The following is a 23,359-nucleotide window of genomic DNA, read 5'->3' on the forward strand; positions in this document are numbered from 1 at the left end:
CTAAGCTGTTTCTCTTCCTCCGGCGGGGCTCCCATCCCAAACACTCCCCCCGGTGTTGTTTTTAGTTCCCGCCCCCCCCCCCGGGGGGGGGGCCCCCCCCCCCCCCCCCCCCACCACCCCGTTCCCCGGGCTTCCGGGCTGAAAAGGAACCGATCGCCCTCATGTCCTCCGCCACTTCCATCCCCGAACCGGACCAGAGCCTGCCCAGCACGTCGGCCGGTTCCCATGTCGACGACGGCCGTGAGCAGAGCCGCAACTCGGTGCCAGGCGGAGCAAGTTATCGGCCAAGACACTCTTCCCCGTCGGGGAAGCGCGTCATGGCCAATCCCGCCCCGGAGGTGGCGGGAGCGGTCCAGCACCGGGGGGTGCTGGACCGTGAGGCAGCGACCGAGGGCGGATCGCAGCCGGTGAAGCTCTCGACCCGCCGCAAGCGCCGTACCGCGAAGACCACTTCGCGCAAGCGCTCGCCGAAGACCGACGCCGACAAGCGCGTCCACGTGTGCAGCGTCCGTCTCAACGACGACGAGAAGCAACGCCTCACCGAAGCTGCCGCCGCGGCCCGTACCAGCCTGCCGGCCTTCCTCGCTCGCAGCGGCCTCGCCGCCGCCCGCGACGCCGACGGTGCCGCCGGCGCCATCGCCGGCGGGCGACAGCTGATCTCCGAGATGTTCGCCGCCCGCCGGCACCTCGGGCACGTCGGCAACAACCTCAACCAGGTGGCGCGGGCCATCAACTCCGGCGACCGCCCCACTGACGCGCACCTCGACGCCGTGCTCGCCGCCGTACGGCGTGCGACCGAGCGGGTCCAGGCCGCCACCGACAAGCTCCTCGAACACCGCTAGGAACATGGTCCCGAAGATCCACAAGCGCGGGAAGCGCACCATCGGCCTGCTGTACTACCTGTACGGTCCTGACAAGGCCGAGGAACACATCGACCCGCACCTCGTGGCCTCTTGGGACCACGCCGCCCCCGACCCCGGGCGCGACCCCGAGGCCACGTACAAGCAGCTCCAGCAGCTCCTCGACCAGCCCCTGGCTCTCCTCGACGAGAAGCAGCGGGCGAAGAAGCACGTATGGCACCTGTCCGTGCGCAACGGCCCGACCGACCGGATCCTGTCCGACGCCGAATGGGGCGACGTCGCCCGCCGAATGGTGGCCGCCGCCGGGATCGACGACCCCGACCAGGGCACCGGCTGCCGCTGGGTCGCCGTACGGCACGCCGACGACCACATCCACATCCTCGCCACCCTCGCCCGCGAAGACGGCTACCGGCCCGACCTCGACCACGACGCCACCCGCGTCCAGGCCGAAGCCCGCCTCCTGGAGCAGGAACTCGGACTGCGCCGTCTCAAGCCCGGCGACGGCACCGCTGCTCAGCGCCCCACCACCGCCGAGCGGCACAAGGCGGCTCGCCAGGGCCGCGAGCGCACCGCTCGCGAGGAACTCCGTGAGACCGTCCGGCGGGCCGTGGCCGGCGCCCAGGGCGAGGAGGAGTTCTTCGGCCGCCTGGCCGCCGCCGGCCTTCTGGTGCAGAAGCGCGTCGCACCCTCCGGCGACCTCCTCGGCTACAAGGTCGCCCTACCCGACGACCGCAACAAGGACGGCCAACCCGTGTACTACCCCGGCGCCCGCCTCGCCCCCGACCTGTCGCTGCCGCGCATCCGCGAACGCTGGGCCGGCGACGGCATCCAAGAGGGAGCCATCCTCGAGTCTCCGAAGGTGGTCTCGACAGCTCCCTCTGCCGCGCGCCGGCGGACGGCCGCAGCGACCTGGGAGGCGATCCTCGTCATCGAGCACGGCGAGGACGCCGTGGCCGCCGCGCACATCGCCGCGGCCGGCGAGGTCCTCGACGCGCTCGCCAAGACCTCGGCCGCCCACACCCGCTACGAACTGAGAGAAGCCGCCTCGGCGTTCGAGCGGGCCTCCCGCTCGCACGTACGTGCCGTACGCGGGCACGACCGGGCCCTACGACGGGCAGCCCGTGACCTTGTCCATGGCGGGCCGGCGCTCGGCCGCGGCGAGGACGGCGCGACCACAGCCATGGCCATCGACATGCTGTTCTTCCTGATCGTCGCCGCCGCACACTGGCACGCGAAGAAGGACCACGCACAGCAGGCCGAAGCAGCCCGCCGCGCCGCCGAGCACCTGCGCCTCGCCTACCGCGCCGCCGCCGAACAACCGCTCGCGGTACTCCACCAGCGTGGCTTGCACCTCGCCCGCCCCCTGCTGCAGCGACAGGCCGACACCGTGCGCGCGGCGATCCCCAAGCTGGCCGCGCAGGTCCTGGCCGAGCCCGGGTGGCCGGCCCTCGCCGCAACGCTCGCCGATGCCGAGGCCGCCGGCCACGACCCCGCCGCCCTGCTCGCCGACGCCGCCGAGCGCCGGGAACTGGGCACAGCCGAGTCGATCAGCGACGTCCTCGTGTGGCGTCTGCGCCGCGCGGCAGACCTCCCCGCCGACGCGACCAGTACGCCCTCCGCAGCCCGGCCCGGCACCACGCCCTCGACCACGAGGGCCTCCGGACGGAGTCGTCCCCGTCACCGTCGCCGGTAGACCCCTCACCCCCTTGTCGCCGCCACCACAGACGGCCCGGCCGCAGAGCTCAGCCGGGCCGCCAGTGGACGCTCGGACAGCGGGCAGCACCATACGGGAGAAAGAACTCATGTTCAGTCCAGCGTTTCTCGGCACCATCGCCGTGGCATTCCTCGTCCTTGCGAGCCTCGCGGAACTCGCAGCGCGTGCGGTTCGCGGCCAGACCTCCGACCCCGTCGGCCACGCATGCCTCGTGGTGGCCCTCTCCCTGGGGGCTGGCGCAGGCATTACCTACGTCACCGGGTGACGCAGATCCGCCCCTGTACGCCCGCCCAACCCGCTCGCACGGTCGCGGCGACTGATCCCCTCGTGCCCGTGACGGCGGTCGTGAGCTTCATGATTTTCAGAGTTGCCGCAGGTGGGGGCGGTGGGGCACCCTTCTTCGTCCGCCCACAAGGCGGGCAGCCGACGAAAGGGGAGGCCATATGTTCGGTCGGAGGAAGGCGAAGAAGGACCAGTCCCAGCTCGGGCCGGCCGGAGTGCCGTGGCTGAACCACCCGGCGCCGCAGTGGCCGGGCGAGCAGCAGCCCGCCCCGGAGGAGACCGGCTCGAAGACGGCGGTCGACGACCTTCCGCCGGCCGACCTGCGGCTCGATCTCGACCGAAACCGGTTCATGATCTGGCGGCGTCCGCTCGTGATCGACGGTGAGGTCCGCGCCTGCCCGACCTGCGAGTCGTACCGCGACTGGGCCATCCTCGCGACCCAGGGACGGGTCTGGCTGCGCTGCTCGGCCGGCCACGTCACGCCGGAGCCGCGCCTCGACATCGCCTGGTACAACCGCCACTGCGGCCCGACCAACGCGACCTTCGAAACCCTGGAAGAAGGGCTCTCCGAGTACGGCCTCTGACGGAGCGCTTCCCACCACGCTCGCAATACCGCCTCGGACGTAGGCGGCCCCGGTCAACCAGTCCGTACGCACCAGGGAGCTGCATGCCCGTCCGTTCCACCGCCCTGCTCACTGCCAGCGCGCTCACCCTGCTGAGCCTGGCCGCCTGCACCTCGCCGTCGGGCACCACGAACCCTCCGGACACGGTTCCCTCCGTCGCCCCGTCGAAGCGCACCTCGCCTGATGGAGGGGTGCTGTCGTCGGCGGAGCTCCGGGAACGGCTGCTGTCGGCAGCTGACCTGGGCTCCGGCTACACCGCCCGCCGCACTGCCTCCGCAGCCGCCTCGCCCAAGGCGTCCGTCCTGGGCTGCGAGCCGCTGGAGCGCCTGGGCGACGATCCGTACGCTTCCTTCCCCGCTCGTGCGAAAGTCGTTCTGCACGGGGCGAACGGCAAGGTGACCGAGGAGTTGTACGCCGCTCCGCCCGCGGAACTGTCCGCCGGCATCCGCGAGATCATGAGCGCGAGACCGCATGCCCGACCTACCGACTCACCATGGAGACCACCGTGGTGGAGGTAAAGACGCGAACCGTGCCCGCTCCGCGCCGTGGCGAGGAACAATGGGCCCAGCTCGTCACCGTCCGCACGGGCAGCCGGTCCTCCACGGTGCAGCAGCTCGTGATCCGTGACGGCTCCGTGCTCCTCGTGCTCTCGGGCTCCCCCACCCAGGTCGCCCTCTCTGCCGACACTGCCCTGGCGAAGGCCAAGGCCCGATGACCGCCGACCCACTCGCTTGGAGGCCCCGTTGCCCGAAGATCCCACCGACGGCCATCCCGCTCAGGGGGGCGGCGATCCCCGCGCCCGGCTGATCCAGGCGCTCCTCGCACTCGGATTCGACCGCGACCAGATCCGCAACGCCCGCTTCGCTGGGCGGGGAAAGATCCGGATTCCTGAGAGCGCGGCGGCCACCGAGGCGCTCCAGGAACTGGCGTCCGTGCTGGGTGACGAGAACGCCCAGGCAGTGCGAGAGGCCGGGGCCCGCGCCAGGGCCTCACACCACGGTGACGCCTTCGCCGCGAGGAACGGGCTCGTGTTCCCCGCCCGTCCACGCCCTGGCGACCCGCCGGCGCCTGAACACCCAGGCGTAGCCGCTGACCTGCGGCCGACAGAAATGCCCCGGGGCCAGGTCCGTAGACCTGGCCCCGGGCCATGGCTGTACTGGGGTCGTCTCCGAGCGGCAAGGCGAAGCAACCGCGAACGCCCCGGAAGACGAGGCGGTGACGTCAGACGGTGGGCCGTACCAGCAGCTGTCCATCGCTGACCTGGGGCAGGGTGTGGCGCAGGACCGGGTCGGCGGAGGCCAAGGAGCCAGCGAACGCGGCGACGAGGTCGTGCGGCGTACTGGCGGAGAAGACCGCCGCCCACAGAAAGCCCCCGCCGATCCTCGGTTCGCACCACGCCTGCCATCCGGTCGGGTCGACGACGGGATCGAGAGCCAGCGGGTCACCGTCCTGGATGCCGTCCTCGGGCAGGAGGTTCAGCGCCATGCCCGCGGTAAGCCGCGGGTCGGAGATGACCGATCCGTTGTCGATGTCCCGGACCCAGCCGTGTTCCGCCAGCGCGTCGAAGACCACGTTCGGCCCGGCGAAGCCGTACGCGGGGTCCGGGCGGCACTCCAAGGCGAGCAGGAAGTCGGCGACCGCCTCGGGCGGCACCCCGGTGGAGAAGTAGGCCGTCCACTCCGCGAGGCCGGCCTCACTGGCTCGGGCGGACGCCGTCCAGGCAACCGGCACGTCGCCGAGTAGGATCGGCTCGTCGGCCAGAACCCACTGGGCCCACCGAAGTCCATCCGGCGCGACGTACAGGACGGTGCTGCGTACCACCTGCCGGGCCTCCTCTGGTTCGTCGGGCTCACGGCGGCCCCGTACGAGGGTGAGGCTGGTCCAGCCGGCGCCCGTCAGGTGCGAGGCGACGTGGTCGGCGAGAGCACCGTCGTCGCCGGCGAGATGGCGCGGGGTGACCCACCAGGCGGGCAGGGCAGGGAAGTCGGATGACACGGCAGGACCGGGCGGAATCAGAAGCGCTCCTTGTCGTCAGAGGTCACGGGGAGACGGCGCGCAACCGTCGGCGAGGCCCCCTGGGCGGATCGACCGGAGGCATCCAGGCCAGGGCCTCGGCGACCGGACGCGGAAGGTACCCGTACTGCACTGCCTCCCGGTCTTCGGCGAGGTAGACCGTCGGCCGTCCGTCCTGATCCTCGCCGAGGAGGACAGCAGCGAACCGGTGCGCCATGGGGTGAAAGGGGTTGATCGCGAGCCGGACGGGGATGTCGGGGTCGAGGTCGGACAGGCGGCTGATCAGTTGGCGGACGGTGAGGTCGGGCTGCGGAATGCTCACTCCTCGCTGGACGGGTGCCGTGGGACGCGGGGCAACAGCAGGGCTCGATCGGCTGGGGCGTTCAGAGCCGCACAGCGGTGGCGAGGACCTCGGAGACCGTCGCCGCCACCAACCGCGCCGGAGTCTCCGGGCAGAAAGCGATCTTGTAGCCGGGAGTGCGAGCGGTGCCGGTGACGGCGAGGACCCAGCCCTCGTGCTCGACACCTGGCCGGCCGCTAGGGAACCATCCGAGATAGAAGCGGCCGTCGGCGGAGGCGATGTGGGTGTCGGCTCGGTCGTCGACGACGAACTTGAAGTCGCCGTTCGCGGCGGGGAAGGTGTCGATGACCTCGGTCGGCTGCCCCGGCCCGAGAAGCCAGTTGTGCAGCCTGAGGTCCTCAGCTGTGGTGCGGAAGCCAGGGGCTCGGAGCTCCACTGTCACGGGCATCACCTCTCTGACCTGCAAAGTTCCGGGATCTCCGGAAAGGTCGTCTAGGTTGACATGCTCCTGAAGTGTCCACCAGTCCTTTCGGGATCTTTCCTGTCTGCCCCTCGCGAACCTCTGTTCGCGCCTCGCCAGGTGTAGCGTCCAGGATTCGCGGCACAGCCTTAGACGTTGTCTGACGTGGCAAGTTCCTCGGTCTTGTGGCAGCTCAGGGCACTGGCCATGGCCAGACTTCGGCTCTTCCGGTCGTTGCAGTCCACGCACGGGATCTTGAGGCCGCGAGTAGCCCATGGCAGGCTCATGCCGCATGATCGATGAATTCGCGAAGGACAACCTGCACGGGAGACTGCGGCGGGACCGCGAGGCGCTGCTCTGGAAGCTCGACGGCTTGTCCGAATACGACGCCCGCCGACCGTTGACAGTGACCGGGAGCAACCTCCTCGGCCTGGTCAAACACGTGGCCAGCGTCGAGGTCAGGTACTTTGGCGAGGTCTTCGACCGCCCTTTCCCGGAACCGCTGCCCCGGTGGCAGGACCACGACGGCAGCGATTTGTGGGCGACTGAGGGCGAGACCCGCGATCAGATCATCGAGTTCTACCGGCGCACTTGGGAACACTCGGAGGCGACGATCAACGAGCTTCCCCTCGATGCCCCCGGCCACGTGCCTTGGTGGCCGGACCCCTATTCCAACACGAACCTGTTCGCCGTCATGGTCCACGTCCTCGGCGAGACCAACCGGCATGCCGGGCACGCCGACATCCTGCGCGAAGGCGTCGACGGCCGAACCGGGATGCGCCCCGAACATGAGATGCAGATCGATGAGGAAGCCCGCACCGCCTACTACGCGAAGATCGAGCAGGCCGCCAGATCGGCCGCATCGGCCAGAGCGTAGAGGTCTGTGCCACGTGACTTGAGGTTCGAGCGGCATGATGGCGGCCGTGAGGGCTGATCTGTCGAAGCGTCTGGTTCCTGATGAGCTCTGGGAGCTGGTCGCCCCGCTACTGCCGTCGTTCGCGGCTCGACCGCAAGGTGGCGGGACCGCTCCGCGGGACGAGCGGGCGGTGTTCACGGCTGTGGCGTACATACGGACGAGTGGGTGTGCGTGGCGGTATCTGCCGGAGTCGTTCGGTGTATCGCCGGCCACCGCGCACCGTCGGTTCAGCGTGTGGACGGAGGCCGGGCTGTGGCGCAGACTGCACCGGGCGGTGCTGGACGAACTCGGCGCCAGGGGTGAGTTGGACTGGTCGTCCGTGATCGTCGATGCCGCGTCGGTGCGGGCAAAAAAGGGGGGCTCGTTGAGCGGGCCTAATCCGGTCGATCGCGGTAAGAAGGGCAGCAAATTACACGTGCTGTCGGAGGGGCAGGGCCTGCCGCTGGTCGTGGCGGTGTCGGGTGCGAACCTGCACGACAGCCACGCGTTCAAGCCGCTCATCCTGGGGATACCGGCCGTCCGCTCCCGGCGCGGACCCAGCCGCAGCCGACCGGTGAAGGTCCGCGCGGATAAGGCGTACTACTCCGCGGAACACCTGCGCTGGCTCCGCGATCGCCGTCTCGGTCCTCGGATCGCCCGGCCCGGCATCGAGTCCGGTGAGCGCCTTGGCCGGCACCGCTGGAAGATCGAGCGGTCGATCGCCTGGCTCTTTGGCTACCGCCGCCTCACTGTCCGGTACGATCGAAAAGGCAGCCACTTCCTCGCCTTCCTCGGCCTTGCCGCAGCCCTCACCTGCTACAAGAGACTAGCCAAAGGCACCACGTGAGACATCCTCTAAGGCCCTTCACTGAACGACGGACTGTTTCCCCTTGAAGCCGTTTCACCCTTTGCCAGTTCATCCGGTCGATCATGTGTCGAGCCAGATGAGAGTGCCGGCGGGGTGACGACAGCGAGGTAGCGGTCGGGGACGCTTGTTGTAGCGGGTGACAATGCCGCGCCATTGCTTGAGCCGGTGAAAGCAGCATTTGAGCATGTTGCACCGCCGGTAGGCGGCCTTGTCGGAGATGCAGGGTCGTTCACGACGTCGTCTGCGACCGGCCAGCAGGTCGACGCGTGCGGGGCTCGTGGACTTGTTTCCTCGCCAGCGCAGGTAAGCCCGGAAACTGCGGGCCGATTAACCCTTGGCCGCCACAACGTGGTCTCGGACGAAGGCGGACGGCTACGGAGGATGGCAGTCGGAGCGTTCCGGCGGTTCAGCCCCCGCCCGGGCGGGGCGAACTCGGTCGCCAGCCGGATTCCGACGAAGCCCCACGGTTCAGCCCCGCAGGGGCGGGGCGGACGTTGCGGCGGACGTGATCATGCTCCGGATGGTCGGTTCAGTCCCGCGTGGGCGGAGCGGACTTCAGGTGCTGCGGCTTGAACGTGGACCCGAACGGTTCAGCCCCGCGTGGGCGGAGCGGACACTCCGGTAGCGGCGGTGGCCTGCTCGGCGGGCGGTTCAGCCCCGCGTGGGCGGAGCGGACATCAACAACCCTGCCGTCTCCGCCCCGGCCGCCGGTTCAGCCCCGCGCGGGCGGAGCGGACGACCCGCACGTCGTCGCCTCGATACTGGCCGGCGGTTCAGCCCCGCGTGGGCGGGGCGGACGCACACGTCCGCACAAGCAGCCGCTGCCGCTCCGGTTCAGCCCCGCGTGGGCGGGGCGGACCTCCAGCGGCCCCTCGTCGCCCGGCTCTACGGCGGTTCAGCCCCGCGTGGGCGGGGCGGACGGCCGTCACACGGTCGGAGTGGATGCGGTGGGCCGGTTCAGCCCCGCGTGGGCGGGGCGGACTGGCTGACCCGCCCGAACCGACCCGTCACCGCCGGTTCAGCCCCGCGTGGGCTGGGCGGACGGGCAGACGCAGATCGACATGGCCGCGCTGCCCGGTTCAGCCCCGCGTGGGCGGGGCGGACATCGAGTGGCTGTTCCCGCCGGAGCGCGACACCGGTTCAGCCCCGCGTGGGCGGGGCGGACGGCGTGTGTAAGCAGGTCTCCGTGGAGACCGCCGGTTCAGCCCCGCGTGGGCGGGGGACGTCGAGTCGGCCATGATGGACTCGATGTCGTCCGGTTCAGCCCCGCGTGGGCGGGGCGGACTTCATGGCGTCGCCCACGCCGGCCAGCCCGAGCGGTTCAGCCCCGCGTGGGCGGGGCGGACGGCTTGATCGACGGTGAGGGGTGGCGTGGTGGCGGTTCAGCCCCGCGTGGGCGGGGCGGACGGCAGCCACCGGTCGGGGTCGAAGTGGTCCGGGGGTTCAGCCCCGCGTGGGCGGGGCGGACTCGCACGGCAGTCAGGACGGGGTGACCATCACCGGTTCAGCCCCGCGTGGGCGGGGCGGACTCGGCGCCGCCGTCGTCCGCCGGGGGCACGAGCGGTTCAGCCCCGCGTGGGCGGGGCGGACACGCCCTTGCTCCGCATCAGGTCGATCGCTTGCGGTTCAGCCCCGCGTGGGCGGGGCGGACCTCCAGCGGCCCCTCGTCGCCCGGCTCTACGGCGGTTCAGCCCCGCGTGGGCGGGGCGGACGTCGTGTTCGTGCAGGCGCACCGCGAGGACATCGGTTCAGCCCCGCGTGGGCGGGGCGGACCTGGATCGTGCGGGTAGTGCGGGTAGTGCGATCGGTTCAGCCCCGCGTGGGCGGGGCGGACTAGGCGGTGCCCGCGGGGGCGATCGCGGAGACCGGTTCAGCCCCGCGTGGGCGGGGCGGACCTGCCCCAAGCGCGCCAAGGCCGCGCGCACGACGGTTCAGCCCCGCGTGGGCGGGGCGGACCTCAACCAGGGGTGGGCCGGAGTCGGCTACAACGGTTCAGCCCCGCGTGGGCGGGGCGGACTAGTTCTGGATGGCGCCCTTGAGCTTCTGGAACGGTTCAGCCCCGCGTGGGCGGGGCGGACCGGGATCGAATCCCGCCCGGGGCACTCCGAGACGGTTCAGCCCCGCGTGGGCGGGGCGGACTTCAGCGCGGGCACGCTCGCGGCCGTCGCGGCCGGTTCAGCCCCGCGTGGGCGGGGCGGACCGCGGGAGGTCCATGTGGAAGGTCTCGGACGCCGGTTCAGCCCCGCGTGGGCGGGGCGGACAAGGGCGCCCAGACCAAGTCGTTCGCCCGGGACGGTTCAGCCCCGCGTGGGCGGGGCGGACCGCGGGCGTCTGTGGTGGTGGTCATCGTGTTGAGGTTCAGCCCCGCGTGGGCGGGGCGGACACTTCGCTACCTGCGGGTTTCTAGGCGCTTTGCGAGTTCTTTGCCTAGGCCGAGGGCGAGTAGCGAGGGTGCTCGTAGCATCACGTTACCTGCATGCCGCTTGTCCGGGGCTGGTCATCGCGGGCGTGCCGAGCCGAGGGGCCTGGGGGCAGCGAGCCGGGGATTGTCAGACCCCTCTCCTAGGGTGGGCCGAGCGACGGTGATCCCGTCGCATCGACTGTTGGCCATCGGTTGGCTTATCACCGGACGACGTCCTAGTCTCCGGGCGATCGGCAAGCCGGATCGTTGAACAGGACTTCAGGTGTGCTCTTTTGACGCTCTTTTAGTTGAAGGTGGGGAGAGTTGTGCCAAGGCTGAGGACATCTGTTGCCCGCAGGTACGGGTGCGAGTCCGGTCCGATGCCGATCCCGTCGCGCTCGCCGAGCTGATCCCCGGCACGGCGCCGGGGGCCACGGTGACGGTGCCTTTACCGGAACTCGTCGCGGGGCTGCACCTGCTCGATACGTACGTGCCGGCCAATGTGGCGGCCGAGGCGGCGATCCGGCGCCTGGTGGCTGCGTTCGTCGCCCGGATCGGGGGCCTGGATCACGGCACGCAGGAGGAGTGGGAGGACCGGCTCGATGAACTGCTGGGTGCCGGCCGTCTCGATCCGGCCGCAGTGCAGGGCTACTTCAGCCGGTTTGTCTTCGATCTCGCCGACCCGGTACGACCGTTCCTGCAGCATCCCGCGCTGGCCACGGAGTGTTCGAAGTCGGCGTCGCCCGGGAAGTTGCATTTCGATCGGGCGGCGGGGAACAACGCTCCGTGGTGGGATCGCACCCCGCAGGACGTGCCTATGGACTTGGTCACCGCCTTCGAGGGGATCGTGCTGTGGCGGGGGTACGGGTCCTGCGGCACCGGCGCGCAGCGCAATCACCGTGGGAAGAACACCAAGACGATGAAGGCCGGTCCCTACCGGAGTCTGGTCTCGTATTTCCCCGAGTGCCGAAACCTGTTCCTGTCGGCGCTGCTGTCGTGCCCGCCTCCGGCTGTGTGGCCGACGGGCGCTGGGGAGGACTTGGCGCCGTGGGAGGCGGACGCGCCGACCGATCCGATGGCCCCGATGGTTCCGGCCGGCCCGGTCGGACTGCTCACCGGCCGCGCCGCGCACCACATCCTAGTCAACGTCGCAGACGGCCAGGTCTCGGAGTGCTGGGTGGCCTGGGGCACGCTCGCTGATCTGCCGCCTGCCCGCGACCCGTTCGTCCTCGACCGGGAGAAAGGCGGAGCGGTCCGCGGCAGTCACCGGCGCGGGCTGCTGCGGGACTTCGACGCACTGATCGCAGCCAGTGACCCATCGGTGAAGGCCCCCGCAGGTGTGCACCGGCCCGCGTGGATCGACGTCTACGCTCAGCTGCCCGCCGAACAGCTGGAGAGTCTGGGGCCGGTGCGGGTACGTGCTGTCGGCTATGACCAGGACAAGCGCGAGATGGGCGACTCGATCGCCTACACCGCCACCACCCCGGAGACCCTGGCGGCCTGTCTGCCTGGCCTTCAGCCGCAGCGGGCCCGGATCGTCGCGGTCGGCCGTCAGGACTGCGAACGCGCCGAACAGCACCTCACGGAGCAACTGCGCAGGGCATGGCGCAAGCTGGACCCCGGCGCGAAGTCCTCCCCGTGGGCGGAGCAGGCGCAGACCCAGTTCTGGGACCGTGCCGACCGGGTTTTCTGGGAGGGGGTGCGTACCGTCACCGACCCGGCCGGGGCACTGGCCAGGATGGCGCTGGACGTCTACGACGAGGTGACCGCCGACCTGGCGACCAGTCCCGAGGGGTTTCTGCCCGTGGCCGAGCATCGCCAGTGGCTGCGCATCAGCCTCGTTCCACGCAACGGCCGTATCCCGGAGGTGTCCAAGGGCCGGGGCAGAGGGGCAGCGAGCGGATCTTGAACCGGTAATCGCCCCGCTGAGTCCCCTTCTCTCGACCAACCTCCGGCGGGCCCGTCGCCGAACTTCGAAGGAATCTTGATGACCACCACCACGCCCGCGACCGATAGCGAGCAGGAGCCCGGCCGCAGCTCATTCATGCGTGTCGTACGGACCGCCTGCGCCTCTCCGGCCGGGCGCGCTGACCTGCGCCGAGGCCTGAATATCGTCCTGGCCGACCTCGAGCACCCCACAGGTGAGAGCGGTGAGTCCCGCTGGCCTCTCTACAACCACCTCATGGCGGCTGGCTACCGGCCGCCTGCCACCGCCGCCGCAGAGATCCCTCATCTGCTCGTCGCCGCGCTCTACGCCACCCACGATGCACCCAACCCTCGTACGACCGAGACGTCCGCACCACCGCCGTACGCGCCGTTCAAGCCCTGGCACAACCTCGGCTGGTCGTTCGCGACCGCCTGCCACCGGGGCGTCATGACCCGCGACAACGCAGCCGGCGCCCTCGGCTACCTTGCCGAGCTCGACCAGACCACCCTCATGCGGGAGATCCCTCCCGTGGTGGGACGCCTGCGGTCCGCGCAGGTCCGCATCGCCTGGCCCCTGCTCTTGGCGGACTTCCTGCGCTGGCCCCAGCAGCCCGCGCAGGTCCGCCTCGATTGGGCCCGCAGCTTCCACAGCACCAACAGCGAGGAGACCCCCCAGTGACCGGCATCAGCCTGCCCCGCGCCATCCACCTGGACCTCATGCAGATCCAGTCGACCCCGTACGCGTCCACCAACCGTGACCGCAACGGCTCCCCCAAGAGTGCCCTGTACGGCGGCGTGCTGCGTGGCCGCGAGTCGGCGCAGCACCAGAAGTACCACCAGCGCGACATCGTTCAGGACATGCTCGGGGTCAAGGCCTTTCGGACCCGGGCGACCACCCTGACCGCGACGGACCAGCTCACCGGCCGCGGCTGGGACCGGGCCGAGGCCCTCACCGCCGTCCAGATGCTGCTGCTGTCCACCCAGGTCAAGGGTCTCGGCATCGCCGACAACGGTGGCACGAACGTGCTGCTGTTCCTGCCGGAGACGGCGATCACCGAGCTCGTCGAGCTCGTCGACCGCAACCGGGATACTTTCGCCCCGTTCATCGCGCAGGCCCACGCCGACCTCGACAAGGAAGCAAAGAAGAAGGCCACCACATCCCGGAAGGCGAAGACCGCCACGGACACGGCCGACACCGACCCGACGCCCGAAGACGAGGGCGAGGCGGAGGACAAGAACCGCACGGCGATCCTCACCGCGAAGGCAAAGAAGATCATCGACAAGAAGGACGGCTTCCTCACCAAGGACGACGTCCTGTCCCTCCTGCGGAGCCGCAACGCGATCGTCGCCGCATACGGACGGATGCTCGCCAACGAGCCCGGCTCGATCGTCGAGGCTGCCATCCAGACCGCACACGCCCTGTCCACGCATGCGATCACCACCCAGATCGACTCCTTTACCGCCGTGGACGACATGCTGAAGGAACTCGGCGAGGAATCAGGCGCCGGCCACCTCGGCGAGCAGCGGTACAACAGCGCGACCCTCTTCAAGTACTCCACCCTCAACATCACCAAGCTGACCGGAAACCTCGACGGCGACCACGCCACCGTCCGCGACGTCACCGAGGCGTTCCTCCGTGCGGCCGGCGCACACCGCAACGTCGGCAAGGTCTCCGGCACTGCCCCGCACACACTTCCCCACCTGCTGTATGCGGCGGTGCGCACCGACCGGCCCGTGAACCTGGCCGGGGCGTTCGAGGAGCCGGTAGCCGCAACGGCGGCCGGCGGCTACCTCACGGCGAGCATGAGCCGCCTCGACGCACACGCCGGTGCCCACCACCGCTTCCTCGGCCTCGACCGGCTCGCCGGACACACCCACGTAACCCTCTCCGACCAGGAGTTCACCCACCTCGGCGAGCGGACCGACAGCCTGGACGAGTTCGTGGCCACCACCCTCTCCGTGATCGACAAGGCCCTCGGATGAGCGACGGTCTGATCCTCCACCTGTCCGGGGCGCTGCAGGCGTGGGGCGGCCCCGCCCAGGCGAACGTCCGCCCCACCTACCGGCTGCCGACCCGCTCCGCGCTCACCGGCCTGATCGCCTGCTGCCTCGGCCGGGAACGCGACGCCGACAACACCGACCTCGACCAGTTGTCCTACACCATCCGTGTCGACCGGCCCGGAAGCGTCCTGTCCGACTTCCACACCGTCGGCGGCAACCACGACCCCCTGTTCGGACTGGCCACGGCGGACGGCGGCACCCGCGACGCCCCGATCACGTCCACCCGCTACTACCTCGCGGACGCCGCGTTCACCGTCGCTGTCACCGGCCCCTCCACCGTTCTCGACCACGCCGCAGAGGCCCTCACCAACCCGGTATGGGCCCCCTACCTCGGGCGCCGGTCCTGCCCCCCGGACACCCCCGTGCTGCTGACCCGCAGCCCCAGCGCCATCGACGATCTCGACCACGTCCCTTTGCACCGGCCCATCCACCACACCGGACCCATCACGTTCGCCTACGACCGCGAACCCACCCCCGGTGCTCCGGACAGCGGCCGGCACAACGACCGGCCCATACGGGGCCACCGCAGGGCCTGGACGCCCCGCCCCGTCTGGGAACAGCGGCGTGCCATCCCCGCCCGCAACGGCGGTCTCGGCACCGTCTGGCTCACCGCCCTCGCCGACCACCTCGGCATCCCCGCCAGCGTCCAGGAGAACCCGCGATGACCACCAGTATCGGTACCGGAACCGGCCAGCTCTCCCTCGCCCGGATCCAGCTCAATCCCGCCTCCCGCGCCGTCCACCGCGACCTCGCCGACCCCGGCAACATGCACCGCACCGTGATGAACCTGATCGACCGCGACCGAGACAACCCCACCGCACGGCGCGACGCCAACCTGCTCTACCGCACCGAACGCAACCCGGCTGGCGCGGCCCTCCTCGTCCAGGCCACCGTCCCCCTCCACCTCGACCGCCTCCCCGACGGCTACGCCCTCACCTGCGCCCAGCGCGACGCCACGCCCGTCCTCCACTGGATCACCGCCGGCCGAACCGTCCGCTACCGCATCCACGGCAACCCCGACACCTGCGTCCGTGACCCCAAAGCCCTCCAGAAGGAAGCCGACCGCCGAGCCGAATCCGCGGTCAAAGCCGGTAAGTCGTACGCAGAAGCCACCAAGATCAGGGACGAGTTCCTGGCGCGCGTCGCCCGGAATGCCGCCAAGCGGCGCGGCATCACTCTGCCTGCCACCAGCGACAACATCAACGCCTGGTGGACACAGACCGCCGAAGCCAACGGACTCCGCCTTGAACTCGTCATCGACTCCCCGCTCCCCAGGATCAACGCCGCCCGCAGCAGCGGGCGCGCCGTCACTCTCGGCGCGACTGCGTTCGACGGCATCGCCACCATCGCCGACCCCGATGCCGTCCGCGCCGCCGTCACCAACGGCATCGGCAAGGGCCAGGCCTACGGCCTCGGACTCCTCTCGCTCGCACCCCACACGGGGTAAAGAGAAAACAGATCCACCAGAACCCGGCAGTTCAGGAAGGGTGCGCTCCGCCTACGCGGAGCTGAACCGGTGTGGGTCTGCAGGTAGGCCGTGGTGACGGCGTGCGCTCCGCCCGCGCGGAGCTGAACCGCCGCAGACCCGTCCGTTCGCGGCCTCGTACTCGTGCGCTCCGCCCACGCGGGGCTGAGCCGCTCGGCTACGTCCTGACGAACCAGGACATGACGTGTGCTCCGCCCACGCGGGGCTGAACCGGGGGAGCGGATCGACCCGGCCGAGTACTACTGGTGCGCTCCGCCCCTGCGGGGCTGAACCGATGTGGCGCGACGACTGGACTGGCCATACGAGGTGCGCTCCGCCCACGCGGGGCTGAACCACAGAATGGGGTGCCCTTGAAGAAGTCGGTGTAGCAAGCTCCGCCTTGCGGAGCTGACCCTCCGGGGGTGTCAACGATGATGCGGCGACAGTCGCGTGCTCTGCCTACGCGGAGCTGAACTGCCATACGCGACAAGAACATCGTTGCTCCACTGGTGCACTTGGCCCACACGAAGCTCGCGTTTGACGTCTGTGAGGAGTTGCTCGTTGACGCATCTGGATCCCCGGTTGTGGGGGAAAGAGCGGGGGCTGGACAGGCCGTATCCAGTGGGCTGTCACAGCATCGACACCGCTGCGGTGCTGGAGGTGCTCTGGGAGCGGTACCTGAGTGCCCGGCAACGTCGGATGCTGGCCGAGGGGTGGGGCCTGTCCGAGGAACAGGCACGTCTGTTGCACGTGTGGCTGGGGTTTCTCCATGATCTGGCGAAGATCAGCCCGGTGTTCCAGCAGCAGGAGCCGGGAGCGGATGAGGTGTCCGGAACAGCCGGGTACCCGGTGACGGTGGAGCGGACGCCCTATCACGACCATGGCGTGCACCTGGCGCTGCCCGAACTTCTCCATCGGATTCACGGCCTGCCGCTGGACGGCCGACCGGCACGCCTCATCGCGGAGCAGTTGGGGCAGATCCTCGGTGGTCACCATGGCCGGTACGGAGAGCCGCTCAGTCACAGTGACGGGTCGCTGACGTGTCCGATCGTCGCGGCCCCGGGTCTTGGTGGTGAGGGGTGGGACGAGCAGCGTGAGGCGTTGGTGCGGCTGGCGGGTGAGCTGTTTGGGGTTCCGGTGTGGCCGACGCGGCGGGCGCAGGCGCCGGTGGCGGCGGTGACGACGGGGCTGGTGTCGCTCGCGGACTGGCTGGTGTCGCAGGTGTGGTGGCTGAAAGCGCGGCAGCGTCAGCATCGTAAGAGCAGGTGGGTGGCCGGGGACTGGGCGGGGCATCTGCTGATGGCCCGACGGGCTGCCGTGCGGGTGCCGGCCCGCGCGCAGCTGCTCGCGCCGACGTGGCGTGCGACCCGTTCGTTCGCCGGAATGTTCCCGGGCCTGTCCGACCCGTATCCGTTGCAGGCCAGTATCGAGCGGGAGTTCCCCGGTCTGGTCAACGGGCCGGGCATGCTGCTGGTGACCGCAGCGCCCGGGGACGGGAAGACGGAGATCGCTCTGTTCGCCGAGCGTGTCCTCGGGCAGGCCTCGGGGACGAGCGGACTGGCGATGCTGCTGCCGACGATGGCGACCACCGACGCCATGCACCGTCGGCTGGTGCGGCACGCAGGACACAACTGCCGGGGAAAGGCACCCGTCGCCCGCCTGCACTCCTTGGCCTGGCTCGACGCCGACTACACCCCAGAAGACCTGACCCCCAGCCTGGACAGCCCGGCGCTGGTATCGGAGTGGCTGCGCGGTGCGCATCGCGGGCTGCTGACCGGGATCGCCATCGGCACGTGGGACCAGGCCGTGCGGGCCGTGCTGCCGCACAAGTACATGGCGATGCGCTGGCTGGGCCTGTCGGGGAAGACGGTCATCATCGACGAGGCGCACGCCTACGACGCGCACGGACACCAACTGACTGTGATTCTGCTGGAGTGGCTGGGGCGGCTCGGCGTGCCCGTGGTGGTGTTGTCCGCGACGCTGACGAGCCGGATCGCGACGAGCCTCTTGAACGCCTACCGGCACGGTGCCGGGCATCCGCCGCTTAAGGAGGTCACGCCGACCTACCCGGGATGGACGTTCACCGACCATGCGACCGGTGAGACGACGAGCCGCGGCCCCTACCCGTCCCCGCGCGCCACCCGGCTGGACATCCGCACCCACCCCTACACGCCCACCCGCCAGGTCGCCGGGGACGGCCAGCGTTCCCGCCGGATCCTCAACATCCTCCAGCCCCTGCACTCCAGTCCCGAGACCCCCGGGGCGGCGCTCATCGTGTGCAACACCGTCGCCGAGGCCCAGGCAACCGAGAGCGCCCTCCAGAATGCGTACAAGGACAGCAGCACCCTCGTGCGGATCCTCCACGCCCGCATGCCGGTCCATCAGCGGCACGGCGTCACCCGCCGCCTCGAACGCTGGACCGGCCCCGTCCGCCCCGCCCACCGCCGCCCTGACGGCGTCTGGATCGCGCCGACCGGCAAGCGCCCCGCCCGGCCCCTGGTCGTCATCACCACCCAGGTTGCCGAGCAGTCCCTGGACGTCGACTTCGACCTCGTCATCAGCGATCTCGCCCCGTTCGCGCTGCTCGCGCAGCGCGCCGGCCGCGGCCACCGGCACCAGGGCCGCACCCGACCCCCGTACGCGCAGCAGCCGACCCTTCACGTGCTGACCCCGGTCACTCAGCAGGGCAAACCGACGGTGCCCGTGTACTGGGGAGAGGTGTACGACGCCAGCCTGCTGCGCCGTACCCACGAACACTTGGGCACCCTGACCAGGCCGGTTGCTGTGCCCGAAGATCTCCAGCATCACGTCGATGCCGTCTACAGCGACACCTACACCGCCGACGACGACCTGCGGCGCTTGGCTGACGACAACGCCAAGCAGGCCATGGCCGACCTTGCCGCCATACGCCGGCACCGGACCGTAACAGACCTGCACCCGCTGACGAACTCGACGCTCAGCAGCGAGTTCCTGAGCACTCGTCTCGGCGACCCCAGCATCCGCGTACTACCCATATGGACCGACCCGGACGGCAGCCGCTGGCTCCACCCGTCCCAGCGTACGAACCGCACCCGGCTTCCCCGGCGCGTGAAGCCGGGCGACCGGGACACAATCCGTCGGCTCATGCAACGCACCATCCCCATCCGGCAGCAGTGGATCACCACAGACGGCTCATCGGTCATCGACCCCACCACTGAGATCCCGACCGGCTGGGAAAAGACCCCAGCCCTCCGAGACACCGCGCTCCTACCCCACGCCGCGACGACCGGTACATACGCGAACGGTCGGAGAATCACCTATCTCGATCCCACTACCGGACTCACCAGGACCTAGGGGCGCCTTGCCGACCATGATCGTCCTCACCGATAACCGCTGTCTATATTCCCCGAGGCCGGATGACACGTCGAGTCGCAACCTGACTGGAAGCGGGCGGTCCCACTAGTCAATCGAGGTGGAGCGTCACTTTCGATACACGGCCTAGGTGCGCTTGCCGATGCCGGGGCTCGCGCCTTGACGTCTGGCCGTTCCCTCAGGTCGGCCGGCGGTCGGGGTCTCCGCCTCGTCCTCCGTCTTCTTCCGTCGTGCCGCGATCAGGCCTCCGCCGCCGACCGCGATCAGCAGGCCGCCGGCCGCGAGGAGCCAGGTGTTGGAGTCGGCCCCGGTGTGCGCGAGGGAGCCCTTGGAGGGCGGGGTGCTCGGGGTGTTCGTCGGGGGCACCGGTGCGGTGGAGGTGGACTGGCTCGGGGTCGGGGTGGCCGGCGGGGTCGTCGCAGGAGCGGTGGGCGGGGTCGTCGGGATGACCGGCAACGGCATGGTGGGCGGGGTCGTCGGAGGCGTGGTGGGCGGGGTGGTGTCCTTCTTGGTGTTGGTGAAGGTGGCGGTGGTCTTCTCGGCGGGCTTCGCGGTGATCTTGGCCGGGGTGGTGTCGAGCTCGTAGCCGGCGGGGGCCTTGGTCTCGGTTCCGGTGTAGGCGGTGCCCTTACGGGAGGAGACGGGGAGCTTGGTGATGGCGGTGCCGTCCTTGCCGGTGGTCAGGGTGATCACATTGCCCGTACCGGTGGCGAGGGTGATGTTGATGACGGCGCCGGCCAGGGGCCTGCCGGTCTTCCTGTCGGTCTTCTTCACCAGCAGCTCGGCGGGCTTGAAGGCGTCGATGATCGTGACCTTCGCGGTGTGCTCGGGGGTGACGATGACGTCCTGGTCGGGGGCCAGGTCGTGCAGGGGGCTGCCGGAGTCGGTCTCCTTGAGGCGGTAGGTGCCGGGGTGGACGTTTTCGAAGCGCAGGATGCCGTCGGCGTTCGTCTTGCCGGTCAGGGCCTTGCTGCCGTTGAGGGTGTCGAGGAGGGAGAACGCGGCGCCGGCGAGGAGGGCGCCGTCCGGGTCCTTCTTGGTGATCTCGACGGCGCCCGGCGGGATTTCGGGTGCGTTGGCGAAGGCGGTCGGGGCCCAGATCAGGGAGCTGGTCGCCAGGGTGGTCGCGGCGACGGTGGCCGCGGTGCGGCGGGTGGCACGCATGAAGAAGGAGTTCTCCTCGGTCAGGTGTGGCAGTGGGCGGAGGTCAGTGGGAGCGGGCAGCCGGTGCCTGGCTGGGAGCCGGCACGAGGCGTGCGGGAGGCGTACTCATCCGCAGCGGTGTGGGGGTGGCCGCGTGCCGCCGGGAGGCGGCTTGGACGCGGGCGCGCTGCTTGTCCATCGGCATGCTGGCGATGCGTTCGAGGGCGCCGGCGGTATCGGGACCGAGGCTGCGGCCGGTGAGCTGGGTGACAGCGGCGGCTTCGGCAAGCATGCCCTGGCCCAGTGGGAGGCCGAGCATGTCCATCACGTAGTAGCGGGAGTTGCGCAGGGTCTCGGTGATGGGCCTGCCGTCGTAGGTGCCGCTCTCGGCCAGGTCGAGCACGGCCTGGGTCGCTTCGTGGAGGCGGGTGAGTACGACGGTGTCGGTCGCCCAGAGCGTCTCGTGCCAGCGATCGGCCCATGAGCCGGGTGCGGCGAAGCTCCGGGGCGCGGTGAGGGCGGGGCACGAGACCTGGACGAAGTCGAGGATCGCGATGCGCAGGCCGGTGAGGTCGGCGCCGGCCCAGGGGGGCAGGCCGTCCTGATGCCAGTCGCGTACGACGCCGTGGCCGGCGCCGGGCCCGAGTCTGGCGTCGCGGCAGGTGAACGTTCCGTGCTCGGCGAAGCGGAGGTGGACGGTGTCGAGGGTGCCGCGCTCGGCGTGGATGACGGCCAGGCGCAGGCCGTCGTACTCGCGGTCCATGATCGTGCGTGCGAACTCGATGCGCAGGCGGATCGGTGAGTCGGTCGGGGTTGCGTAATAGACATCGCCGACGACGGTGCCGAAGGGAAGCGGGAGGTCGAGCCTGTCGAAGAACTCCTTGGCGTGCAGAGACACGAGACTCCTTCGGTCAGCGACGGGCCGAGCGGCCGGCGGGAGGTGCGGCAGTCGTCGGCCGCGGGGTGGCGGTGCTCCAGCGCGGGACACTGCCGACAGGGGCCGGCGGGCGGACGGCGATCCGGGGCCGGAGGTCGCGGGGTGTCGGGGCCGGGGTCTTGAGCGGCTCGACTGGGGTGAGCGTGGCGTGGGTGGCCAAGCGAGGGTTGAGGGTCTCCCGCCAGCGCGGTACGGGTTCCGGGTCGGTGAACGCCCTGGCGGTGGCGGCGATCAGGTGGGCCGGTGTCCGGGAGCTGAAGACGATCTCGGCGCGTGTGCCCCAGCCGGCGGGGCCGGCCCACAGCGTGATCGCCTCGTGGGCGTGCGGGTTGACGACGTCGACGGTCGCCCCGGCGTGCCCGTCGGGGGCGTTGATGCGGAAGCGCCCGCGGACCAGGCCGCCGAGCGTCCAGCCGGCGGCGATCAGCGGTTCGACGGCTTCGGATGGGCGGCCGGCGGCGTCGAGGAACCGGTCGCTGTCCTCTGCCCAGTCGTTCACGAGCGCGGTGGTCAGGGCGCCGACCAGTTCTGCGGGCGTGTTCTGGTTGGCAGTTGCCATCCATCGCGGCGCGGACATCGCGTCGGGTGCGGCGCTGATGGTCCACAGGTCGTAGTCGTCTCCGGCCCATCCGATCCGGATGCGGTGGTCCGGGCTGGTGACGACGAGCTGGTGGGGGCCTTCGTCGAGGTGGTGGTGGGGCCAGTGGGCGACGGGCGCGAAGCCGGCGTCGCCGTCGCCGGAGGATCCGGCCAGGTAGCGAGGGGTGACGTAGACGTCGCCGTCCACGGGCAGCGGGGAGGACAAGAACATCTCCGGGAGGGATGGGTCAGCGGACGGCGGTAGCAGGGAACGCGGTGCGCACGGGCGGCGCCGGAGGCAGTGCGGTGTCCAGCGGTCGGGGTGTCTGTGCGGCGGAGCGGGCCTCGGCAACCAGTCGCCGCTTGAGGTCGGCCCGGTCCCGGGGGGACAGCTCGATCAGGCCGTCGCCGGTGATGTGCGGGCACAGTCCGGTCAGGACACGAGCGGCGGCAGCCGGCTGCTCGTTGACGAGCCGGTCGATGGCCGCCCCGACGGCGCGGCGGCGCAGGTCCTCTTCCGGAGCGGTCCGGCGGGCTTCGGTGACGGCGGAGGCGTACTGGTGGAGCTGACGCTTGTGCTCGGCCTGGCGCTGCCACACGGCGGTGAGGAACCGGCGGGCGTTGAAGATCCTGTACGCGTCGATCTCGGGCATGTCGTAGACGCCATCGGGAAGCGGTCCCAGAGCGGAGTTGCTGGAGGCGCGGGCCACGGGCACCGTCAGGTCGGTGAGTTCGGCCAGTGCCTGCGTCCAGCGCCGCTGGAGGAGCGGGTGGCGCAGCGCGGCCACGCGTGCGCTCTGGGCCCGGGCGTCGTCGGCGACCAGGCCGCGGAAGGCGACGGGGCCCTTGGCGAGCAGCTCGTCGACCTGCGGTGTACGCGGTGCCGTGAGGTGGCCGTCGCGCCACCCCTCCTCGACCGTGTCGAAGACGTCGACAGCAGCCGCGCGAGAAGGGAGCCCCGCGTCCGCGAGCGTCTGGGCGAGGTGCCGGTGGAAGTGGTCGGGAAGAGCGTCCACGAGCCAGCTGCGGGCCGTGACGATCACGTCCGTGACCGGCGGTTCGGCGCCGGCCTCCCGCCGTCGCGCTTCTGCATGCCGGGCGGCGGCGGCTTCACGGTTGACCTCGTGCAGGGCGGTGCGGACCCGACGTAGGAGGCGGGCGGTCCGCGCGGCACGAGCGTCGTGCTGGTAGGTCATCCGTTCGACGCCCACCTGGAGGTCGCCCTCGGCGAACGTGAGGGCGTCGCGTAGCTGCTGGAGGCGTTCGGGGGCGCGGAGGACGGTGTGCTGAGCGGGACGGAGCCGGCCGTCGGCGTCGGCTATCGCGGCCGTGACCAGCTGGTCGAACCGCTCCCCTATATAGAGGGCGAAGGAGCGGTCGTCGAGGGCAGCGACGTCACGTAGGCGCAGACGCTGTCCGTGCCGTATCTCGTCGGTCGGCGGAGTCATGGAGGGGGTTCCTTCTGCGGGCGGTGTGAGAG

General features: G+C 70.5%; 20 protein-coding genes and 1 CRISPR repeat array. Of the genes, 13 read left to right on the forward strand and 7 right to left on the reverse strand.

The window, feature by feature from the left end:
- The first annotated feature begins 317 nt into the window (after nucleotides 1-317).
- From mobC to ABZX67_RS20065, 5 genes are all read left to right on the forward strand, one after another.
- Nucleotides 318-842: a plasmid mobilization relaxosome protein MobC gene (gene mobC / locus ABZX67_RS20045; protein ID WP_355361949.1), complete on the forward strand. Its 525-nt coding sequence runs from the start codon at nucleotides 318-320 to the stop codon at nucleotides 840-842.
- Between the two features lie 4 nt (nucleotides 843-846).
- Nucleotides 847-2,553, forward strand: coding sequence for a mobilization protein (locus tag ABZX67_RS20050; RefSeq protein WP_355361951.1), 1,707 nt, complete (start codon nucleotides 847-849; stop codon nucleotides 2,551-2,553).
- Between the two features lie 464 nt (nucleotides 2,554-3,017).
- Nucleotides 3,018-3,440 (forward strand): hypothetical protein, encoded by a 423-nt coding sequence (locus tag ABZX67_RS20055; RefSeq protein ID WP_355361953.1) that lies wholly within the window; start codon nucleotides 3,018-3,020, stop codon nucleotides 3,438-3,440.
- 83 nt (nucleotides 3,441-3,523) lie between these two features.
- Entirely contained in the window at nucleotides 3,524-3,997 is a 474-nt protein-coding gene (locus ABZX67_RS20060; protein ID WP_355361955.1) for a hypothetical protein, read from the forward strand.
- Nucleotides 3,973-4,194 carry a hypothetical protein gene (locus tag ABZX67_RS20065; RefSeq protein WP_355361957.1) on the forward strand — a complete coding sequence of 74 codons (222 nt, stop codon included), beginning with the start codon at nucleotides 3,973-3,975 and terminating at the stop codon, nucleotides 4,192-4,194. The genes ABZX67_RS20060 and ABZX67_RS20065 overlap by 25 nt, the downstream gene beginning before the upstream one ends.
- 506 nt (nucleotides 4,195-4,700) lie before the next feature.
- Here the strand turns inward: ABZX67_RS20065 and ABZX67_RS20070 are convergent.
- From ABZX67_RS20070 to ABZX67_RS20080, 3 genes are all read right to left on the reverse strand, one after another.
- A complete protein-coding gene (locus ABZX67_RS20070) occupies nucleotides 4,701-5,474 on the reverse strand; it encodes a DUF317 domain-containing protein (RefSeq protein ID WP_355361959.1) in 774 nt (257 codons plus the stop codon).
- A 43-nt stretch (nucleotides 5,475-5,517) separates the two neighbouring features.
- Nucleotides 5,518-5,808 (reverse strand): hypothetical protein, encoded by a 291-nt coding sequence (locus ABZX67_RS20075; RefSeq protein WP_355362136.1) that lies wholly within the window; start codon nucleotides 5,806-5,808, stop codon nucleotides 5,518-5,520.
- A gap of 67 nt (nucleotides 5,809-5,875) precedes the next feature.
- Nucleotides 5,876-6,241 carry a DUF317 domain-containing protein gene (locus ABZX67_RS20080; RefSeq protein WP_355361961.1) on the reverse strand — a complete coding sequence of 122 codons (366 nt, stop codon included), beginning with the start codon at nucleotides 6,239-6,241 and terminating at the stop codon, nucleotides 5,876-5,878.
- A 304-nt stretch (nucleotides 6,242-6,545) separates the two neighbouring features.
- Between ABZX67_RS20080 and ABZX67_RS20085 the strand changes: the two genes are divergently transcribed.
- The 8 genes from ABZX67_RS20085 (at nucleotide 6,546) to cas3 (ending at nucleotide 19,202) form a co-directional block, all read left to right on the forward strand.
- Entirely contained in the window at nucleotides 6,546-7,130 is a 585-nt protein-coding gene (locus ABZX67_RS20085; RefSeq protein ID WP_355361963.1) for a DinB family protein, read from the forward strand.
- A gap of 46 nt (nucleotides 7,131-7,176) precedes the next feature.
- Nucleotides 7,177-7,995 (forward strand): IS5 family transposase, encoded by an 819-nt coding sequence (locus tag ABZX67_RS20090; RefSeq protein WP_355361965.1) that lies wholly within the window; start codon nucleotides 7,177-7,179, stop codon nucleotides 7,993-7,995.
- Between the two features lie 424 nt (nucleotides 7,996-8,419).
- Nucleotides 8,420-10,399: a CRISPR direct-repeat array (repeat unit 29 nt; unit sequence CGGTTCAGCCCCGCGTGGGCGGGGCGGAC).
- A 382-nt stretch (nucleotides 10,400-10,781) separates the two neighbouring features.
- On the forward strand, nucleotides 10,782-12,326 hold the full coding sequence (casA, locus tag ABZX67_RS20095; protein WP_355361967.1) for a type I-E CRISPR-associated protein Cse1/CasA: 1,545 nt from the start codon (nucleotides 10,782-10,784) through the stop codon (nucleotides 12,324-12,326).
- Between the two features lie 78 nt (nucleotides 12,327-12,404).
- Nucleotides 12,405-13,022: a type I-E CRISPR-associated protein Cse2/CasB gene (casB, locus tag ABZX67_RS20100; RefSeq protein ID WP_355361969.1), complete on the forward strand. Its 618-nt coding sequence runs from the start codon at nucleotides 12,405-12,407 to the stop codon at nucleotides 13,020-13,022.
- Entirely contained in the window at nucleotides 13,019-14,326 is a 1,308-nt protein-coding gene (locus ABZX67_RS20105; protein WP_355361971.1) for a type I-E CRISPR-associated protein Cas7/Cse4/CasC, read from the forward strand. Before casB ends, ABZX67_RS20105 begins: the two co-directional genes overlap by 4 nt.
- On the forward strand, nucleotides 14,323-15,069 hold the full coding sequence (gene cas5e / locus ABZX67_RS20110; protein ID WP_355361973.1) for a type I-E CRISPR-associated protein Cas5/CasD: 747 nt from the start codon (nucleotides 14,323-14,325) through the stop codon (nucleotides 15,067-15,069). Before ABZX67_RS20105 ends, cas5e begins: the two co-directional genes overlap by 4 nt.
- Nucleotides 15,066-15,851: a type I-E CRISPR-associated protein Cas6/Cse3/CasE gene (gene cas6e, locus ABZX67_RS20115; RefSeq protein ID WP_355361975.1), complete on the forward strand. Its 786-nt coding sequence runs from the start codon at nucleotides 15,066-15,068 to the stop codon at nucleotides 15,849-15,851. The genes cas5e and cas6e overlap by 4 nt, the downstream gene beginning before the upstream one ends.
- 579 nt (nucleotides 15,852-16,430) lie before the next feature.
- Nucleotides 16,431-19,202, forward strand: a complete 2,772-nt coding sequence (cas3, locus tag ABZX67_RS20120; protein WP_355361977.1) for a CRISPR-associated helicase Cas3' — start codon at nucleotides 16,431-16,433, stop codon at nucleotides 19,200-19,202.
- A 144-nt stretch (nucleotides 19,203-19,346) separates the two neighbouring features.
- Here the strand turns inward: cas3 and ABZX67_RS20125 are convergent, their stop codons facing one another.
- The 4 genes from ABZX67_RS20125 to ABZX67_RS20140 are packed head-to-tail and all read right to left on the reverse strand — an operon-like array spanning nucleotide 19,347 to nucleotide 23,327.
- Nucleotides 19,347-20,384 (reverse strand): SpaA isopeptide-forming pilin-related protein, encoded by a 1,038-nt coding sequence (locus ABZX67_RS20125; protein WP_355361979.1) that lies wholly within the window; start codon nucleotides 20,382-20,384, stop codon nucleotides 19,347-19,349.
- Nucleotides 20,385-20,427: 43 nt separating this feature from the next.
- On the reverse strand, nucleotides 20,428-21,261 hold the full coding sequence (locus tag ABZX67_RS20130; protein ID WP_355361981.1) for a hypothetical protein: 834 nt from the start codon (nucleotides 21,259-21,261) through the stop codon (nucleotides 20,428-20,430).
- A gap of 13 nt (nucleotides 21,262-21,274) precedes the next feature.
- On the reverse strand, nucleotides 21,275-22,111 hold the full coding sequence (locus tag ABZX67_RS20135) for a DUF317 domain-containing protein (protein ID WP_355361983.1): 837 nt from the start codon (nucleotides 22,109-22,111) through the stop codon (nucleotides 21,275-21,277).
- Nucleotides 22,112-22,127: 16 nt separating this feature from the next.
- Nucleotides 22,128-23,327: a hypothetical protein gene (locus ABZX67_RS20140; protein WP_355361985.1), complete on the reverse strand. Its 1,200-nt coding sequence runs from the start codon at nucleotides 23,325-23,327 to the stop codon at nucleotides 22,128-22,130.
- Between the last annotated feature and the right edge of the window lie 32 nt (nucleotides 23,328-23,359).

Origin of the sequence: Streptomyces sp. NPDC003036, assembly GCF_040611175.1 — a bacterium.
Classification (GTDB): Bacteria; Actinomycetota; Actinomycetes; order Streptomycetales; family Streptomycetaceae; genus Streptomyces.

Coding starts and splice junctions, on each gene's coding strand:
- ABZX67_RS20055 (WP_355361953.1), top strand. CDS start 3,018: ATGTTCGGTCGGAGGAAGGCGAAGAAGGACCAGTCCCAGCTCGGGCCG.
- ABZX67_RS20050 (WP_355361951.1), top strand. CDS start 847: ATGGTCCCGAAGATCCACAAGCGCGGGAAGCGCACCATCGGCCTGCTG.
- ABZX67_RS20140 (WP_355361985.1), bottom strand. CDS start 23,327: ATGACTCCGCCGACCGACGAGATACGGCACGGACAGCGTCTGCGCCTA.
- ABZX67_RS20065 (WP_355361957.1), top strand. CDS start 3,973: ATGGAGACCACCGTGGTGGAGGTAAAGACGCGAACCGTGCCCGCTCCG.
- cas5e (WP_355361973.1), top strand. CDS start 14,323: ATGAGCGACGGTCTGATCCTCCACCTGTCCGGGGCGCTGCAGGCGTGG.
- ABZX67_RS20085 (WP_355361963.1), top strand. CDS start 6,546: ATGATCGATGAATTCGCGAAGGACAACCTGCACGGGAGACTGCGGCGG.
- ABZX67_RS20125 (WP_355361979.1), bottom strand. CDS start 20,384: ATGCGTGCCACCCGCCGCACCGCGGCCACCGTCGCCGCGACCACCCTG.
- cas6e (WP_355361975.1), top strand. CDS start 15,066: ATGACCACCAGTATCGGTACCGGAACCGGCCAGCTCTCCCTCGCCCGG.
- mobC (WP_355361949.1), top strand. CDS start 318: ATGGCCAATCCCGCCCCGGAGGTGGCGGGAGCGGTCCAGCACCGGGGG.
- ABZX67_RS20135 (WP_355361983.1), bottom strand. CDS start 22,111: ATGTTCTTGTCCTCCCCGCTGCCCGTGGACGGCGACGTCTACGTCACC.
- ABZX67_RS20060 (WP_355361955.1), top strand. CDS start 3,524: ATGCCCGTCCGTTCCACCGCCCTGCTCACTGCCAGCGCGCTCACCCTG.
- ABZX67_RS20080 (WP_355361961.1), bottom strand. CDS start 6,241: ATGCCCGTGACAGTGGAGCTCCGAGCCCCTGGCTTCCGCACCACAGCT.
- casB (WP_355361969.1), top strand. CDS start 12,405: ATGACCACCACCACGCCCGCGACCGATAGCGAGCAGGAGCCCGGCCGC.